The organism is Bacillus sp. VT 712, from assembly GCF_001614195.1.
Classification (GTDB): domain Bacteria; phylum Bacillota; class Bacilli; order Bacillales; family Bacillaceae_H; genus Priestia; species Priestia flexa.
Map to the genome: position 1 here is coordinate 78,371 of NZ_LWBK01000011.1, position 17,050 is coordinate 95,420.

Annotated in this window: 21 protein-coding genes; 17 read left to right on the forward strand and 4 right to left on the reverse strand. The window is 37.7% G+C overall.

What is annotated here, in order from left to right; all coding sequences use genetic code 11:
- Positions 1–36: 36 nt before the first annotated feature.
- From A2U94_RS07430 to hbs, 10 genes are all read left to right on the forward strand, one after another.
- A complete protein-coding gene (locus tag A2U94_RS07430; RefSeq protein WP_062686563.1) occupies positions 37–1,170 on the forward strand; it encodes a DUF445 domain-containing protein in 1,134 nt (377 codons plus the stop codon).
- 158 nt (positions 1,171–1,328) lie between these two features.
- Positions 1,329–1,673 carry a YlbF/YmcA family competence regulator gene (locus A2U94_RS07435; RefSeq protein ID WP_025907802.1) on the forward strand — a complete coding sequence of 115 codons (345 nt, stop codon included), beginning with the start codon at positions 1,329–1,331 and terminating at the stop codon, positions 1,671–1,673.
- A gap of 385 nt (positions 1,674–2,058) precedes the next feature.
- Positions 2,059–2,421, forward strand: a complete 363-nt coding sequence (locus A2U94_RS07440) for a GntR family transcriptional regulator (protein WP_025907801.1) — start codon at positions 2,059–2,061, stop codon at positions 2,419–2,421.
- A 2-nt stretch (positions 2,422–2,423) separates the two neighbouring features.
- Positions 2,424–3,302: an ABC transporter ATP-binding protein gene (locus tag A2U94_RS07445; protein WP_025907800.1), complete on the forward strand. Its 879-nt coding sequence runs from the start codon at positions 2,424–2,426 to the stop codon at positions 3,300–3,302.
- Positions 3,295–3,999, forward strand: coding sequence for a hypothetical protein (locus A2U94_RS07450; protein WP_025907799.1), 705 nt, complete (start codon positions 3,295–3,297; stop codon positions 3,997–3,999). Before A2U94_RS07445 ends, A2U94_RS07450 begins: the two co-directional genes overlap by 8 nt.
- Positions 4,000–4,129: 130 nt before the next feature.
- Positions 4,130–5,008, forward strand: coding sequence for a Cof-type HAD-IIB family hydrolase (locus tag A2U94_RS07455; protein WP_025907798.1), 879 nt, complete (start codon positions 4,130–4,132; stop codon positions 5,006–5,008).
- A gap of 263 nt (positions 5,009–5,271) precedes the next feature.
- The gene (locus A2U94_RS07460) at positions 5,272–6,771 is read left to right on the forward strand and encodes a coproporphyrinogen III oxidase (RefSeq protein ID WP_025907797.1); all 1,500 of its coding nucleotides are present in this window, start codon (positions 5,272–5,274) and stop codon (positions 6,769–6,771) included.
- 135 nt (positions 6,772–6,906) lie between these two features.
- Complete coding sequence (locus A2U94_RS07465) at positions 6,907–8,526, forward strand: long-chain fatty acid--CoA ligase (RefSeq protein WP_025907796.1); 1,620 nt, start codon at positions 6,907–6,909, stop codon at positions 8,524–8,526.
- A gap of 6 nt (positions 8,527–8,532) precedes the next feature.
- Positions 8,533–9,336: an enoyl-CoA hydratase gene (locus A2U94_RS07470; RefSeq protein ID WP_025907795.1), complete on the forward strand. Its 804-nt coding sequence runs from the start codon at positions 8,533–8,535 to the stop codon at positions 9,334–9,336.
- A 114-nt stretch (positions 9,337–9,450) separates the two neighbouring features.
- Complete coding sequence (gene hbs / locus A2U94_RS07475; protein WP_025907794.1) at positions 9,451–9,723, forward strand: non-specific DNA-binding protein Hbs; 273 nt, start codon at positions 9,451–9,453, stop codon at positions 9,721–9,723.
- Positions 9,724–10,055: 332 nt separating this feature from the next.
- Here hbs and A2U94_RS07480 read toward each other — a convergent pair whose 3' ends face one another.
- Complete coding sequence (locus A2U94_RS07480; RefSeq protein WP_025907793.1) at positions 10,056–10,241, reverse strand: YhzD family protein; 186 nt, start codon at positions 10,239–10,241, stop codon at positions 10,056–10,058.
- Positions 10,242–10,541: 300 nt separating this feature from the next.
- On the opposite strand from A2U94_RS07480, the gene A2U94_RS07485 reads away from it, so the two are divergent.
- The 4 genes from A2U94_RS07485 (at position 10,542) to A2U94_RS07500 (ending at position 14,023) form a co-directional block, all read left to right on the forward strand.
- A complete protein-coding gene (locus A2U94_RS07485; protein WP_025907792.1) occupies positions 10,542–11,441 on the forward strand; it encodes an ABC transporter ATP-binding protein in 900 nt (299 codons plus the stop codon).
- Positions 11,434–12,681, forward strand: a complete 1,248-nt coding sequence (locus A2U94_RS07490) for an ABC transporter permease (RefSeq protein WP_025907791.1) — start codon at positions 11,434–11,436, stop codon at positions 12,679–12,681. The genes A2U94_RS07485 and A2U94_RS07490 overlap by 8 nt, the downstream gene beginning before the upstream one ends.
- Before the next feature lie 147 nt (positions 12,682–12,828).
- Positions 12,829–13,770: a 3'-5' exoribonuclease YhaM gene (yhaM, locus tag A2U94_RS07495; RefSeq protein WP_025907790.1), complete on the forward strand. Its 942-nt coding sequence runs from the start codon at positions 12,829–12,831 to the stop codon at positions 13,768–13,770.
- Positions 13,771–13,840: 70 nt separating this feature from the next.
- The gene (locus A2U94_RS07500) at positions 13,841–14,023 is read left to right on the forward strand and encodes a sporulation YhaL family protein (RefSeq protein WP_025907789.1); all 183 of its coding nucleotides are present in this window, start codon (positions 13,841–13,843) and stop codon (positions 14,021–14,023) included.
- A 57-nt stretch (positions 14,024–14,080) separates the two neighbouring features.
- Here the strand turns inward: A2U94_RS07500 and A2U94_RS07505 are convergent, their stop codons facing one another.
- Positions 14,081–14,974, reverse strand: a complete 894-nt coding sequence (locus tag A2U94_RS07505) for a peptidylprolyl isomerase (RefSeq protein WP_025907788.1) — start codon at positions 14,972–14,974, stop codon at positions 14,081–14,083.
- Positions 14,975–15,240: 266 nt separating this feature from the next.
- Here A2U94_RS07505 and A2U94_RS20570 point away from each other — a divergent pair, with 266 nt between their 5' ends.
- Positions 15,241–15,333 (forward strand): YjcZ family sporulation protein, encoded by a 93-nt coding sequence (locus A2U94_RS20570; protein ID WP_076513325.1) that lies wholly within the window; start codon positions 15,241–15,243, stop codon positions 15,331–15,333.
- 40 nt (positions 15,334–15,373) lie between these two features.
- A complete protein-coding gene (locus A2U94_RS20575) occupies positions 15,374–15,463 on the forward strand; it encodes a YjcZ family sporulation protein (protein WP_081801800.1) in 90 nt (29 codons plus the stop codon).
- Positions 15,464–15,501: 38 nt separating this feature from the next.
- Here A2U94_RS20575 and A2U94_RS07510 read toward each other — a convergent pair whose 3' ends face one another.
- Positions 15,502–15,681, reverse strand: coding sequence for a hypothetical protein (locus A2U94_RS07510; protein WP_025907787.1), 180 nt, complete (start codon positions 15,679–15,681; stop codon positions 15,502–15,504).
- 311 nt (positions 15,682–15,992) lie between these two features.
- Here A2U94_RS07510 and A2U94_RS07515 point away from each other — a divergent pair, with 311 nt between their 5' ends.
- Positions 15,993–16,337 (forward strand): DUF1878 family protein, encoded by a 345-nt coding sequence (locus A2U94_RS07515; protein WP_025907786.1) that lies wholly within the window; start codon positions 15,993–15,995, stop codon positions 16,335–16,337.
- A 3-nt stretch (positions 16,338–16,340) separates the two neighbouring features.
- On the opposite strand, the gene A2U94_RS07520 is transcribed toward A2U94_RS07515, so the two are convergent.
- Positions 16,341–16,940: an HTH-type transcriptional regulator Hpr gene (locus A2U94_RS07520; protein ID WP_025907785.1), complete on the reverse strand. Its 600-nt coding sequence runs from the start codon at positions 16,938–16,940 to the stop codon at positions 16,341–16,343.
- Positions 16,941–17,050: the final 110 nt, after the last annotated feature.

A 17,050-nucleotide genomic window follows, 5' to 3' on the forward strand; every position in this document is an offset into this window, starting at 1 on the left:
GTGAGAGAATTTGTTACAGAAAGGTCGAAGAAAATAATGGAACAGTTTATTACAATCATTATTATGGCCGTCATTGGGGCGGTCATCGGTGGTGTTACGAACCACTTGGCTATTAAAATGTTGTTTCACCCATACGAAGCCAAATATTTATTTAGGAAAAGAATTCCATTTACTCCTGGGCTTATTCCAAAAAGGCGAGATGAACTTGCTGTTCAGCTTGGGAAAACGGTGGTTGATCATTTATTAACACCAGAAAGTTTAAAGAGAAAGTTAAAAGATCCAGCCTTTCATCAAATCTTATTACGAATGGCAAATGACGGGCTTGAAAAGGTATTTACAACGAAGCAAACGTTAGCCGAGGTGCTTGACGCTATTGGTATTAAAGAAGCTCAAGATAAAACAAAGAACGCTGTTCGTAAGCTTGTAGAAAAGAAGTATATTGAGTTTATGACGAGCAAATCAGGTGAGTCACTTTCTTCTTTATTAAGTGAGGGAACAAAGCAAAAGGTAGATCAAGTCATTCCTGTTATCGCAAAGCAAATTTGTGAAAAAGCGGTGGAGTATTTTGAAAGCGAAGAGGGAAAACGTCGCTTAGAACGCATGATTGATGACTTTTTAATGAAAAAAGGGATGCTTGGAAACATGATTCAAATGTTTCTTGGAAATACAAAAGTCATCGATAAGGTCCAGCCAGAAATTATTAAGTTTTTCAAGCATGAAGGAACGAGTGAGCTTTTTGAAAGCTTGATTGAAAAAGAGTGGAAGAAGCTGCAAGAGAAGACGGTGGATGAAGCGGAAGAGTTTATTGGCAGAGAAACAATGTTAGAAGGCATTCAGAGTATTGTTGATCGAACTATATCGGTAGATACCTTATTTGCGAAGCCTGTTTCTGAGCTTGTGGCACCTGCTCATTCGTATGTGCAGAAGGTTGTTCCGGTAGTCGTTGAAAAAGCAGGGGATTTTTTAGTAGAGCGCATTGATTCGTTAATGAGCCAGCTTAAATTAGAAGATATTGTTCGTGAACAGGTAGAGTCGTTTTCAGTGGAGCGCATTGAGGAATTGATTTTAGGGATTTCAAAACGTGAGTTTAAGATGATTACGTATCTAGGAGCGTTACTTGGAGGGATAATTGGAGTGGTTCAAGGAGTTATTGCTCTGTTTATTGCTTAAGTATTTACTTCAAGAGAGAAAAAACGATCTTACTAATTGAGCTTTTACTTTATTTGATTGATTTTGAGAAATAAAGGTCTTAAGCTGAATTTCTCGCCATAATTTGTTATAGTAGTTGGGAAGATGATTATAGTAAAAAAATTTAGGAGGACGTTTATATGTCTGTAAACTTGTACGATGTAGCAAATGAATTAGAAAGAGCCATTCGTCAAAGCGACGATTATACAAATCTAAAGAGCCTGTATGGGGCTGTAAACAATGACGAAGGTTCAAAACAATTATTTGAGCGCTTTCGTACATTACAAATGGAGTTACAGCAAAAACAAATGACGGGTCAAGAGATTACGGAAGAAGAAGTTCAACGAGCACAGCAAACAGTAGCGATTGTTCAACAAGATGAAAATATCGCGAAGTTAATGGAAGCTGAGCAACGTATGAGCATGGTAATCGGTGAGCTAAACAAAGTTATCATGAAGCCATTAGAAGAGTTATACGCTGAATAATAGCTTAAAAAATCAAAGCGATTAGAACTAATTTTAGTTCTAGTCGCTTTTTTGTATAGAAGGAACACATGCAAAAAGGTTGATCTTCACTCCGGATTGCTTGCTTTCCACGGGGCGAGCGTTGAGCCTCCTCGTCACTACGCTCCTGCGGGGTCTCAAGCAGCCTCGCTAGTCCCATAAGAGTCACGCATCCTTCGTTTCAATCACCAGCTTCTGTTATAGGAAAAGAAGCACTCATCTTTGTACCTTTTTGCTAGAAGATAGGGGCTTGATCATGTACATGCAAAAATTTCAAAAAAATAACAGGAACTTATTTACAAATAAATACATATGTTATATAGTTAGTTACATTAGTAACTAACCAATTAACTTAGAAGGTGGTCGTATGGATTTTAAATTAAGAGAGGATCTGCCAATTTTCCAGCAGATTGCAGAGCAGGTTGAAACAAGTATTTTGGACGGATCCATTCAGGAAGGTGATCGCGTTCCTTCTACGAATGAGTTTGCCAAGTACTATCAAATTAATCCAGCCACTGCTGCTAAAGGGGTTAACCAGCTTGTTGACCAAGAGATTTTGTTTAAAAAAAGGGGCGTAGGGATGTTTGTAGCAGATGGAGCTAAGAGTATTATTTTAGAAAAGCGAAAAAAAGCATTTTTTAATCAATATATTGTCCCGCTAAAGCAGGAAGCTGAAAAGTTAGGAATTCAACTTGAAGAACTACAGTCTTTATTAAAGAGGGAGGAATAAGGGTGAATATTACGGTTGAACACGTTACAAAAACGTTTGGGGAGAAAAAAGCATTAAATGACTTAAGTTTAAGTCTAGAAGCTAATAAGATCTATGGTCTGCTTGGACGAAATGGAGCAGGAAAAACCACGCTTATGCAAATGCTAGCAGGACACATAACGCCAACTGATGGTGAGGTAAAAGTTGAGGGGCTATCACCTTTTGAAAATCGTGAGGTTTTGAAGAATATTTGCTTTATTAGTGAAAATAACAACTTCAAGAAAAAGCTTAAAATTAAAGATGTCTTGAAGGTGTCATCTCTTGTGTATCCAAACTGGTCACAAGAGGTTGCTAATGACTTATTAGCACGCTTTAATCTTAGTGGCAAAATGAGTACCAAAGGTTTATCAAAAGGAATGGAGTCTGCTTTAGGTATTACAATTGGCTTGGCTAGTCAAGCACCGCTTACCATTTTCGATGAACCATACATCGGCTTAGATGCGTCGGCACGCTATTTGTTTTACGACTTGATTTTGGAAGCATATCAAGAAAAGCCACGAACGATTATTCTATCTACCCATCTAATTGATGAAGTAAGCAATTTATTTGAAGAAGTAGTCGTTATTCAAAAAGGACAGAAGTTGCTGCATGAAACAGCAGAAAATATGATGAATAAGGCTCTTCATATTAGCGGGAAAGAAGATGTAGTTGACGCTTTTATTAAAAACCAAAACGTCATCCATCAATCTGTTATCGCAGGTAGAAAATCAGCAGTGTTGTTTGGAGGACCATATAACCTTGCTGAAGTAGGTGAGCATAGATTAACGATTGAGAGTATTAACGTTCAGCAGTTGATGGTTTATCTCACAGAAGAGAACAGGAGTGGAAAGCTTTATGTTTAAAGATACAAAAGCAATGCTGTATTATTTATTTCTTGACCATCGCTCGTCAATTTTGATCTTTTGGGGCATTTTTATTGGGAGCATCTTGGCTATTTTAACAATTACGACGGCTGCTGATACTTCTGTTATGGTCGTATCACCAAGCTTACCAATCCTTATTTTCTGCGGGATTGCAGGGTTTGTAATGGTGAAAGAGTCGCTACCTTTTTGTATTAAAATGGGCATGACGCGAAAAAGTTTTTTAACAAGCGTTTTTTTATTCAACATACTGTTAGCGGCGGGGATATCCATTATTCAAGCTTTTGTAAATGCACTATTTCGTCTAGTCATTGACATTACATCTACACAGGTCAGGATTTTTAGTACCATTGAAGCTACTACTATGAATTCTACTTGGTATAACCAACTTCTATTTGATTGCATTCTTTGTTTCTTTTTGCTATCAGCGGGGCTTTTGTTAGGAAGCGTCTTTTACCGAACGGGTTTGATTGGAGGAGCAAGTGTCATTGCTTTTCTATTTGGGCTGTTTTTATTTTCAACTACAAGAGACTGGATTGTTGAACTGTTTGTCACAATAAATGACTCGTTTCAGGTCACTCCTAACCTAGGTACAATATCGGTATTGGCCGTTTTAACAGTTATTCCAACATGGCTATTGCTCAGAAAAGCATCAACGATCTCGTATAACGTACGATAAAATCACATTTTAATCCCTTCTAATTATAGTCATATGCTCATATAACTAATTATCAAGTTTTTTTAAATAAATACCAACGTTCTAACGTGGTAATAAGCTGAGAGACATCTAAGAAGGAAGGGATTTAACAATGACATATCGATTACTGGCGTTAAATATTGATGGTACCATTTTAAATAGTCAAGGCCGTATTACAAAAGAAACGAAAGAAGCAATTCAGTTCGTCAAAAATAAAGGCGTCTACGTTACGCTCGTAACAAATCGCCATTTTCCATCTGCGCGAAAGATTGCAAGGTCCTTGAAAATTCATCCAACAATGCTCATTACGCACAGTGGAGGGTTTATCGCTTCTTCCGTTGATAAGCCGGTATTAGACCGAAGATTAAGCGAAGAAAAAACGTTTAACCTTATTCAACTGTTAGAGAACTTTAACTGTCATATTCGAATTTTACATGAACGCTTTTCAATTGGTAATCGTGTCAAGCTTCCAAATAATATCGTGGCTAAAACGATGTTAAAAACAGGAGAACCACTTTTTTATCCTGTTCAGTTTGTAGACTCATTGGGAGATGCGCTAAGGGATGAGCCAGTATCGACTCCAAAAATTGAAGTGTATTTTGCAGATAAAAGAGAAAAGGAATATGCAGAACAAACCATTGCATCTGCGGTGAAGGACATTGAATGGTTTTCTTACCCCAACGAAAATCGATGCTACATTACGCCAAAAGGAGCGAATAAGGCATCCGGTATTCGCTATGTAGCAAGTCAACTAGGCATTCCGATGGAAGATGTCGTTTCAATTGGCAATTGCTATGATGATATCGAAATGATTGAGCAAGCCGGTATGGGTGTAGCTATGGGGCATTCGCCAACAAATCTCAAAATGCTGGCCGATTGGGTCACAAGGTCAAACAATGAAAACGGAGTGGCATATATGATTAAAGAGCTGTTTAGAAAACAGCAGCGATTAGGTTACTTGAACCAGCTTGATGGAACGAGACTAAACTAAGGCATAGAGGCTGGGACATAAGTATTTCAGTCAATCATCAATCCGAACTATTGGGAGGTAATGACTCTTTTATGGTTCGGATTTTTTGTTGATTGTGAAACCAATTTTAGAGAACTAGCGCAATGGAACGAACTAGTTATGATAACCTAAATATGTTAGAAAAGGCATAATTCGTTTTTTAATTTAGCAGCAATTGACCGAGTCATTGATGTTCTGTAAACTGATAGAAGCTTATCTATGTTTAAAATTGAAAGGTGATTATCGTGAAAATATATGTTCAAGGGTTAGAAGACGAACGATTTCTTCGACCGCTTCAGCTCATTTCTGACTTATTCTTTGAAGAGAGCGATGTTTCTTTTACTTCAAATCAAGAAGAAGACCTACAAATTACGTTTACACTAACTGTCAATGAGCAGATTTCAGCACATATTGCTTTAAAGGCTCGAGACCATGATAAAGTATATAAAGAAGAACTATCAAAGCCAAACTTAGTAGGTTTATCTGAAAAAGAACAGTTCAAGCAAGTGAAAAATGTTGTCCTCCGCGTCTTTTTATCTGTGCTCCAAGAATATACGAATATCGTACAAAAGTGGGGAGTTCTAACGGGAATTCGTCCAACAAAGCTTCTTCATATGAAGCTTCAAGCTGGAAAAACAAAAGAAGAAGCTCACCAGGAGTTGAAAGAGCAGTATTTAATTACGGACGATAAAATTCAGCTGATGCAGGATATCGTCGATCGCCAACTAGCCGCTGTTCCTGATCTTCATGAGTTATCTGGTGAAGTAAGCATTTATATTGGCATTCCTTTTTGTCCGACAAAGTGCGCATACTGCACGTTTCCTGCTTATGCGATTAACGGGCGTCAAGGTTCGGTTAATTCATTTCTGGGTGGCCTTCACTACGAAATGCGTGAAATTGGAAAATGGTTAAAAGAAAACAATATCAAAATTACAACTGTTTATTACGGTGGAGGGACGCCAACAAGCATTACTGCTGAGGAAATGGACATGCTGTATGAAGAAATGTATGAATCTTTTCCTGATGTGAAAAACATTCGTGAAATTACGGTGGAAGCAGGGCGCCCTGATACCATTACAGCTGATAAGTTAAAAGTGCTGCAAAAATGGAATATCGACCGCATTAGCGTCAATCCACAGTCGTATACGCAAGAGACGTTAAAAGCAATTGGGCGTCATCATACGGTTGAAGAGACGATTGAAAAATTCCATTTATCTCGTGAAATGAACATGAACAATATTAATATGGATTTGATTATTGGGTTACCAAATGAAGGCGTAACGGAGTTCTCACATACGTTAAAAGAATCACAGAAGCTGTTGCCTGAATCGCTGACGGTTCATACGCTTTCCTTTAAGCGTGCATCTGAAATGACGCAAAATAAGCGTAAATATAAAGTGGCTGATCGTTATGAAATCAGCCAAATGATGGATATGGCAACAGAGTGGACAAAAGAAAACGGCTATAAGCCTTACTATCTATATCGCCAAAAAAATATTTTAGGTAATCTTGAAAATGTGGGCTATGCTTTTCCAGGCCAAGAGAGTATCTATAATATCATGATTATGGAAGAGAAACAGACGATTATTGGATTAGGTTGCGGGGCTTCTAGTAAATTTGTTCATCCAAAGACAGGTGTGATTACGCGTTTTGCTAATCCGAAAGATCCGAAGTCATATAATGATGGGTTTAAGCATTATACAGAAGAAAAAATTAAAATTCTAACTGATTTATTCAATGTTTAATAGAAACTGCCGTGTATTTATTCCGAAAATACATGGCAGTTTTTTAATTTGCATAAAGAGAAGGAAATATGTCGAAGACGATTGAATATATAATTTGTTGCAAACGTTTTCTAAAAATAAGTGAGGTGCTGTTCAATGATGAATGTACAATTAACGATTCCTTCAATGATGGAGCGAGCAGAGACGTTTTTTAAGAAGAAGGAGGTTATTTCAAGGTCCACAAAAGGTATGGAACGTTTTACCTATGAAGAAACGGGAAAGAGAACGCGAAAATTGTCTTCCATGCTAGTAGAGCTGGGAGTAGAACGAGGTGACCGTGTTGGAACGTTTGCTTGGAATCATCATCGCCATTTAGAAGCTTATTTTGCAATTCCAGGAATCGGTGCCGTGTTGCACACGATTAATATTCGCTTAGATCCTCAGCAAATTATTTATGTTATTAATCATGCAAAAGATAAAGTACTTTTAATTGATGAGTGCTTTTTACCGCTCTTTGAAAAAATCCACCAAGAATTACCTCACGTAGAAGCTTATATTATTATGTCTGACGAACCCTCGCTCCCTGAAAGTAGTGTAAAGCCAATTTATCATTACGAAGAGCTGCTAAAGCGTGGAGATGAAACGTTTGCTTTTCTTTCAGATATTCAAGAAGAAGAGCCAGCAGGAATCTGCTACACTTCCGCTACCACAGGTAAGCCAAAAGGCGTTGTTTACTCACATCGAGGCATTTATTTGCATTGCATGGCACTCGGATTAAGAGATGGTGCAGAGCTGTCTGAAGCTGATATTGCTATGCCGGTAGTTCCAATGTTCCACGTTAATGCATGGGGCTTACCGTTTGCTGCTGTTTGGCTTGGCACAACCCTTGTAATGCCGGGAGCTTTTTTCACTCCGACTATCTTAGCGGAGATGATTCAAAATGAAAAAGTGACGATTGCAGCTGGAGTACCAACAATATGGCTAGGTTTGCTGCAAGAGCTTGAAAAAGGTGAGTATGATACCAGTCATGTGCGTGCGTTTTTATGCGGAGGGTCTGCGGCACCGCTGAGCGTTATTCAGCGTTTTGAAGAAAAGTTTAATATTCCATTTATGCATGCGTACGGCATGACGGAAACCAGTCCCCTTGTCACGATATCTAGATTAAAAAGTTATCAAGAAGAGAAGTCTGCTCCCGAGCGATTAGCGTTAAAAGCTAAGCAAGGATTCCTTGTTCCTGGCGTTGAAATGAAAGTAATCGGTCAGAATGGAGAAGTAGATTGGGATGGTAATGAAATGGGGGAGCTCTTGCTCAGGGGACCTTGGATTGCTTCAGAATACTGTGAAGATGACCGTACGAGCGAAGCGTTTAAAGATGGTTGGTTATATACAGGAGACGTGGTTACAGTTGATGAAGAAGGTTTTATTAAAATTGTTGATCGTACAAAAGACTTGATTAAAAGCGGTGGAGAATGGATTTCATCGGTCGACATTGAGAATGCATTGATGGGGCATGAAGGTGTCTTTGAAGCATCGGTTATTGCTGTACCTCATGAAAAATGGCAAGAGCGCCCAGTGGCGTGCGTCGTTTTAAAAGAAGGATATACAGCACAAGTAACCAAGGAAGATATTTTAACTTTCCTTTCGCCTCAATTTGCGAAATGGTGGCTTCCAGACGATGTGATTTTTATGGATGAAATTCCAAAAACAACCGTCGGTAAATTTCTAAAACGAGCACTTCGTGAAAAAGTACTAGAACGCTATGAATTGAAAGGGTGAAGGAAGATGACTGTAAATTTAAAAGTTGTTGAATTAGAAATGAAAGAACGCGTGGCTATTTTATCTTTAAATCGACCGGAATCATTAAATGCTCTCAATATAGAAGTGCTGCAACAGCTTGTTCAATGCTTAAAAGAAGTAGAAGAGAGCCAAGCAGATATTGTCGTCTTGCAAGGAAAAGGAAACGTATTTTCTGCAGGTGGTGATATCAAAATGATGCTGGATCCAAACAGAGCAAACTCATTTCGTAAGGTAATGGATTTAATCAATGAAGTGACGCTAAGGTTATACACGCTTCCTCAGCTTACCATTAGCGCTATTCACGGAGCAGCGGCTGGCTTAGGGCTTAGCATTGCGCTCGCGAGTGATTATATCATTGCGCAAAAAGATGCTAAGATTGCTATGAATTTTATTGGAATCGGACTTATTCCAGATGGAGGAGGCCACTTCTTATTAGCAAAACGCCTCGGTAATCACCGTGCAAAACAGCTTATTTGGCGGGGGGAAACGCTATCAGCAGAAAAAGCGTATAAAATTGGGATAATTGATGAAATAAAAGAAGGAGATTTGGCGAAGCATGTAGAAGATTATGTTTCATACTGGCTCAAAAAGCCAGCGCTTGCTTTAAAAGAGACGAAACGAATTTTCGTTGAAACGTCAATTGAAGAGCTGAAGACTGTATTACAGTTAGAGAAAAGAAGTCAGTTTAGCATGAGCCAAAGTGATGATCATAAAGAGGGGATTGAAGCATTTTTGGCGAAACGTTTGCCGGTGTTTAATCAGCGTTCAAAAGATATTTCCGAAAATTAAGTGAACTAGTTTAAAAGCAAGTGTTTTTGTCTATCATGTAGATAGAGCATGTTTAAAAAATTAGCATCAGTGGTATCAAAAGATAATAATAGAAATTAATGAGGTGATTGAAAGATGAATAAAACAGATTTAGTAAATGCAGTAGCTTCAAAATCGGAATTAACAAAAGCAGACGCATCAAAAGCAGTAGATGCACTATTAGACACAATTTCTACAACATTAGGTCAAGGTGAAAAAATTCAGCTTATCGGCTTCGGTACATTTGAAGTTCGTGAGCGCGCAGCTCGTACAGGGCGCAACCCACAAACTGGTGAAGAAATGCAAATTCCAGCTTCTAAAGTACCAGCATTTAAAGCAGGTAAAGAATTAAAAGAAGCTGTAAAGTGAATAAAAAAGAGACTGAGACATAAGTAGTTCAGCCTCTACTATACCTGAACGATTGAGAGTTCATAACTTTTAATCGTTCAGGTTTTTTGGTTGATTGTGAAAACAATGTTGGAAACAGGGTGGAATGGAGCGTGAGACACTCGACTCCTGCGGGAAAGAGAGGGAAAACGGAGATCCCGCAGCGCAGCGAGAAAGCTCAGGTTCCTCCCCGCGGAAAGCGAGTGGCCGTAGCGCAATGGAACGAACGAGTTGAGACAAACCAAAGAGATGGGAACAGCTAGTGTTCGTCTTTTAGAAGCCATCATTTTGTTATGTCCCAAACTCTTTTTATTTTAACGATGAAATAATACAAGCTTCCCGTTAGCTTGTACGCATCGGTGCGTTTTTTCATGGTAATTTAGCTCCGTTAGTTTACTCATTCCAATTTCTTTTGCATCAAGTTCACTTGCAGCTTCAAACGTTTCATCCAATAGTTTTTCTCCGTCTTTTTCAAAAACTGTTAGCGTATACATTGTCATGAAGACCTCTCCTTTAGAAAATGGATATCTGTTCACTTTATTAAAATTCGAAGTTTATATTGAAAACTCCTGCTTCGGTTTACAACTACATAAAATTTCCATACAATAAGAAGTAGGTCTAACTGAGTGATTTTTTCAGCACGTCGCCAAGGATAAGTAGATTAGTAAGTGATAAAAACATTTAAACTTCGGTTTGTTTAAAACTTTTTATTCATTTCTATTATCCTGTTTCTTTACTGGTGACTAGGCTGTTGGTTCAAGGGATAGTTAGCGAAGTAATTTATTAAAAGGAGGAGAAATATGTCTCTGTTATTGACGGATGTGTCAAAGCAATACGGCTCATTTACAGCCGTGAACAATTTATCGTTACATATTCCAAAAGGTGAGATATTTGGATTTTTAGGGGCTAATGGTGCAGGGAAAACAACAACGTTTCGAATGGTATTAGGCTTGATTGAACAGTCGGCGGGAACCATTACGTGGAAGGGTGCACCGATTACATATGAAACAAGCAATATCGTTGGTTATTTACCAGAAGAGCGAGGGTTGTACCCAAAGCTAAAAGTGCGAGATCAGCTTGTTTATCTTGGTAAACTACGAGGGATGAACAAGAATGATATTTTAAAAGAAATGGATTATTGGTTGAAGCGTTTTAACGTACCTGACTACGCCAATAAAAAAGTAGAAGAGTTGTCAAAAGGAAATCAACAAAAAATCCAGTTCATCGCATCAGTGATTCACCGTCCAGAACTGCTTATTTTAGATGAACCGTTTAGCGGGCTGGATCCAGTTAATGTTGAGCTCCTCAAGTCAGCGGTCATTGATTTAAAAGAGCGAGGAACAACAATCGTCTTTTCAAGTCACCGTATGGAACACGTGGAAGAACTTTGTGAGCATTTATGCATCATGCACCATGGTCAGCCTGTTGTGCACGGCAAGCTAGGGGACATTAAACGCTCTTTTGGTAAGAAGAATGTTATCGTTCACGGAGAAGGTCCATTTGAACGCTTAGAAGCTGTAGATGGAGTTGTCAAAATGAAACAAACGGTTGAAGGTGTTAATCTGCAAATCGAGAATGAGGATGTCTCTCAAGCTATTTTCAAAGAGCTGGCAGACTTTTCATTTGTGCGAAAATTTATTGTAGAAGAACCTTCTCTAAATGATATTTTCATTGAAAAGGTAGGTGCTTCGTATGAATAAATTTTGGATCATTGTAGCGCATACGTATTTAAACAAGCTTAAGACAAAATCGTTTATCATTACGACTGCTATTACAGTCCTGCTTTTATTAGGAATTACGAACTTAGATACAATTATTAAAGCTTTTGATAATGACGAGCAAACGACTGTGGGAGTTCTCAGTGAATCCGAAGAGGCGTACAGCACATTCAAGGAAAATATGAAACTTATTGATGAAGACTTAGCGCTAAAAGAAATTAAGTCGGAGTCAGAAGCTAAGAAACAGGTCAAAGACGAAGAGATTGAAGGGTATCTTCAGCTATCAATCAATAGCGAAGAGCTACCACAAGGTGTTTACAAGTCAAACTCTTTAGCAGAATCTGCGGTTGCGACGTCCTTACAGCAGGGACTTCAACAAATGAAAGTTGCTTATGCTACTCAGAAGGTCGATTTAGACCCTCAGCAGATTGAAGAGATTTATAGTCCAGTTGCATTTGAAAAAGAAGCGTTAGTAGATAATGCCAAAACAGAGGAAGAACTAAGTCAAGCTAGGGGACTTGTGTACGTCTTACTGTTCGTTATTTATTTCTCCGTTATTATGTACGGCAGCATGATTGCGATGGAAGTTGCAACTGAAAAGTCATCACGAGTGATGGAAATTCTCGTGTCCAGCGTTTCTCCAGTAAAGCAAATGTTTGCAAAAATTGCAGGGATTGCGTTATTAAGCTTGACTCAGTTTACAATTATTGCTGCGGTCGGCTATATGTCTTTACAAGGAAGTTCCAGCGAACTTTCTGATTTCCTAGGGTTTTCAGATGTACCGATTCAGACGTTTGTGTATGCATTCGTTTTCTTTATTCTAGGTTATCTCTTATTTGCAACCCTAGCTGCGTTTTTGGGGTCGCTTGTTAGCCGTATTGAAGATGTACAGCAAATGATTACACCGATGACGCTTGTAATTGTAGCAGCATTTATGATTGCTATGTTTGGTTTAGGGAAGCCTGAAGCGTCATTTATTACTATCACGTCATTTATTCCGTTTTTTGCACCAATGATTATGTTTTTGCGTGTTGGAATGCTAACAGTGCCGGTGTGGGAAATTGCGCTTTCCATTGGCTTACTCGTTGCAACCATTGGCTTACTCGCTGTGTTTGGTGCTCGAGTTTACCGAGGTGGCGTTTTGATGTATGGAAAATCTTCATCGTTTAAAGATATTAAAAAAGCACTTCAGTTAACAAAGAAAGAATCCATAAAAAAATAAGAATAGAAAAAGGCATGAGCTCATATCGTAGTGAGTTCATGCCTTTTTCGGTCGAGTCGTGCATTAACGAAGTGATGGTGTTAAAATAAATGTAAAGGAATGACAGGTTACAGCGAGAATAGACGCGTAACGTAAGGAGGAACTGACATGGCAAAAGGAATTGGCCAGCATGAAGTAGGCGAACAAGTGGATTTATACTTTTTAATAAAATCTTCAACAAGAGGAATTGCAAGTAACGGAAAGCCGTTTTTGACGGTAATCTTACAAGATAAAACAGGAGATATTGAAGCGAAGCTATGGGATGTATCTCCTGAAGATGAAGAAACGTATGCTGCAGAAAAGATCGTAAAGGTTGCAGGAGAAGTAATGAATTATCGCGGTAGAAATCAGTTGAAGGTGCGCAACATTCGCCCAGCACAGCCGCAAGATGGAGTTCGAGTTTCTGATTTTCTAGAAGTAGCACCATTATCTCGAGAAGAAATGGTTGAATATATTACACAAAGCATCTTTGAAATGAAAAATTCTAATATTCAGCGCCTGACGCGTCATTTATTGAATAAGTATCAGTCAGAGTTTTTAGAATATCCAGCGGCAACAAAAAATCACCATGAATTTGTCTCAGGTTTGGCTTATCATGTTGTATCGATGCTTAAGCTTGCCAAAACGTTTGCTGACTTATATCCATCATTAAATCGAGATTTATTATATTCTGGCGTTATTTTACATGACTTAGGAAAAGTATTTGAGCTTTCAGGTCCTGTTTCAACAACCTATACGGTTGAAGGGAATTTATTGGGACATATTTCAATTATGGTGAATGAAATTGGGAAAACAGCTGAAGAGTTAGGTATTGAAGGTGAAGAAGTTATGCTTCTTCAACATATGGTTCTATCTCACCACGGGAAAGAAGAGTGGGGGAGCCCTAAAAAGCCGCTTATTAAAGAAGCAGAAATGCTCCATTTAATTGACAACGTCGATGCTAAAATGAATATGTTAGATCGTGCTTTAGACAAAACAAAGCCAGGTGAATTTACAGAGCGTATCTTTGCATTGGACAATAGATCATTCTATAAACCAACAGTTGAATAAAAGTATCAGTCATATCCGAGACAACTTGTACATATAGTGGTTGTAAATAACGGATGTGGAGGATGAAGAGATGGTAACATTACCGATTTGGATTTATTTAGTTGTAGCAGGTATCTTTTTTAGTGGATTTATGGCCATTCGCTCTGCACAGCAAGAAAAGCACATTGATGAGTCATTTATTGAAAAGGAAGGTCAAATTTTTATTGATCGGATGAATGTAGAAAAAGAGCGCCGCGAAGGCAATTCAATCTAAGCACATGAATAAGAAAAGGGCCGTTCCTTCGAACGGTCCTTTTTTTGAGTTAAGTTATTAACCCTGAGCATTTGTGCTATCTGTTTTTTCAAACGCAGGCTCAACCTTTTTATCTTTTACATCTACATTTGCATCTTCAAGCTCTTTTAACAGCTTTTCTTCTAGCTCAGCTTGGTCAACTTTTGAACGCTTAATCTCTTGCTCTAAGTCAGCTTTCATATCCTCAAAAGAAGCTAATTTCTTTTTATCTTCTAGCTTAATGATGTGATAGCCGTAGTCTGATTTAACCGGCTCACTAATTTCGCCTTTCTTAAGCTTGTAAGCAGCAGTTTCAAACGCTTCTACCATTTCGCCAGCACCGAAATATCCAAGGTCTCCACCTTTTTCGGCAGAACCTGTATCAGTTGAATATTCCTGCGCTAATTTTGCAAAGTCTTCACCTTTATCAAGCTTAGCCTTTACTTCTTTTGCTGTTTTTTCATCTTCAACTAGAATGTGACTAGCTTTAATTTCAGGCTTTTTCGCTTCATATGCTTCCTTTAATTCCTTTTCTGATACTTTAATATCAGCTGTTGCTACTTTGTCACGTAAAAGGTCTACTTTAAGCATGTCTTTTACGGAATCTTCACCATTTTGCTCAATAGCTTGGTCAATTTGATCTCCGTATTGTTCACGAAGATTGTCTAACTCTTGATCAAGTTCTTTATCAGTAATTTTATATTTTTCGCTAAGTACTTTTTCATCTACTACATTGCGCACTAAAGTGTTGAATTGGTCTTGACCAATTAAATTCTTCATTTCCTCATATAGTTCACCTTGAGTCACGTTTCCTGCATCAGTTTCAACAATGACTTTTGCTGAGTCACCTTTTGATTCTGAAGCATCGCTACTACAAGCTGATAATGCTACGATACTTGCAGCAGTTGACAGCGCAATTAAGCTTTTTTTCATATATACACACTCCTACTCTTTGTTTTCATATAAAGTGTAATGATAGTTCACTCATACGTTTTACTATACCATATTTCTCAAATTTAACGAAATGAATATGGAAATAAAGTGAACACAAGAATAAAAAGTAATTATTTCCCTTAATTAAATCCGTTCTGAAAGTAAGAAATGCAGAAATAATTAGTAAAATCGTGATAAACGCCTAGACGCTTTAGAGTGTTCATGCATAACATGCAGTATTAGTAAACGAAGGAGGTGCTCATATTATGAGTCATGGATATGGATATGGAAACGGTTTTGCGTTATTAGTTGTGTTATTTATTTTATTAGTAATTATCGGATGTGCTTGTTACTACTAATAACATCAGAGACTGTAGGAGATGAAGGAGGAAGAAACAAATGGGTAAACATGGATGTGGAAACGGCTTTTCTTTAATTGTAGTCCTGTTTATTTTACTAGTAATCATCGGCTATGGCTTAGCGTACTAAGCAATAAAGTAAAACGCGGTGACTGGGTTCACCGCGTTTTATGTGAATAATACCTCAACATAGGAAGAGATCAATAAAATTGTAATTAAAATATTAATTGTACGAAATACCTTTGGTTGCTTCTCTTCAGGAATTTCTTTTTGTAGACATAATGTATTTGTTAGTGTATTAATGTAAAATAAAATAAATAAAGCAAACGGTATAAAGAATATGTACATAAAGTAGAATCCCCCTAAAATCGACGTCAATTATCTGGACTATACGTAGTTTATCTAATGAGAAAATAATATCTAGCGAGTAATGTCAATATTAACATTACCAAAAAATAAGGAAAATAGATAGAGATTCGCTAAAACTTCCTGTAAATTGCGGAAGAACTGTCGAAAATAAGGGGGTATCGAAATGCCCTTGCGAAATAAAGACAAGGCCGTTGAAATGCATTGTAACATAAAGAATTATTTGGAAGAAAGGGTTCGAATCATGTACAATATGAAGTAGGGACATGAACGGTGAAGGAGTAGAGTAAAGGATGGAAACTTTAGAATCTAGAGTGTCACGTTTAGAATACTACATAAAATTGCTAGCTGGAACGCCTGAGCAGGAAGCAAAGCCATTTATTGAGCTCGTTGTTAAAGAAGAGCTAACGAGAAGAGAAGTAGAAGATGTTTTACTTCTATGCGAAGAAATTAAAGAGGTGTACATTGAGCAAAAAGCGGAAGGCTTAACTGACTTCGTTCCGCTTCTTACACAATTTGTTGGAATGCTTAATTATAAGCTGGACCCGCAGGAAACAATCGAGTCTTTACTGAATCAAAGCTCGTATCAAGATGTAATGACAGAGCTTTTTAATATCGTGCAATGGATTCGTGACTAGTTCTTAATTAGAAATGCTTTCTTTTTGATCAGTCACGATTTTTTCTCTTTTTTCTAGCTTGCCATCGTTATCAACAAACTCTTCTTCAATGTGATGAAATGAACGTTCGAAAATATCCATGAAGTCTTCCCCGTAAATTTTACGGATTACGGTCATTAGTTCCATAAACTCTGGAAATTTGCCATACAAGTTTCGAAGGGGAAGAGCACCATTAAAAACAGAGTTCTCGGATGGCTTGTAGTTCTCCATTAAAGCTAGTAAAATATCTTCGCCCTTTTGCGTTAGTTGAATGTAAGTGTTGCGTTTATCGGTTTCTTTTTTTGAAAATTCCAACAATCCTCTTTCTTCTAACTTTTTAGAAAAGTTAAACGCTGTTGAAACATGCATTACCCCAAACTTTGCAATCTCTGAAATTGATGCCCCGTTTAAATGATATGAAATCCATAGAATATGGTGCTCATTAATATTTAAGTCATAGGGCTTAATCCACTGCTGCCAATCTTTTTCTACGGTCTTCCACAGTGCTTTGCTTAATTGGGCAATACGTTGGCTAAATAAGAGTGCTTCTTTCAAATCATACACTTGATCACTTGTTTTTTTCATTTTCTCCCCACCTACTTTAGCGCAATTGCTTTTTTTATTTATCTTCTATTATGCCAATAAAATAAAAAATTATAAAGATGTAAATTTACGAAATTTTAAAAAATTAAATA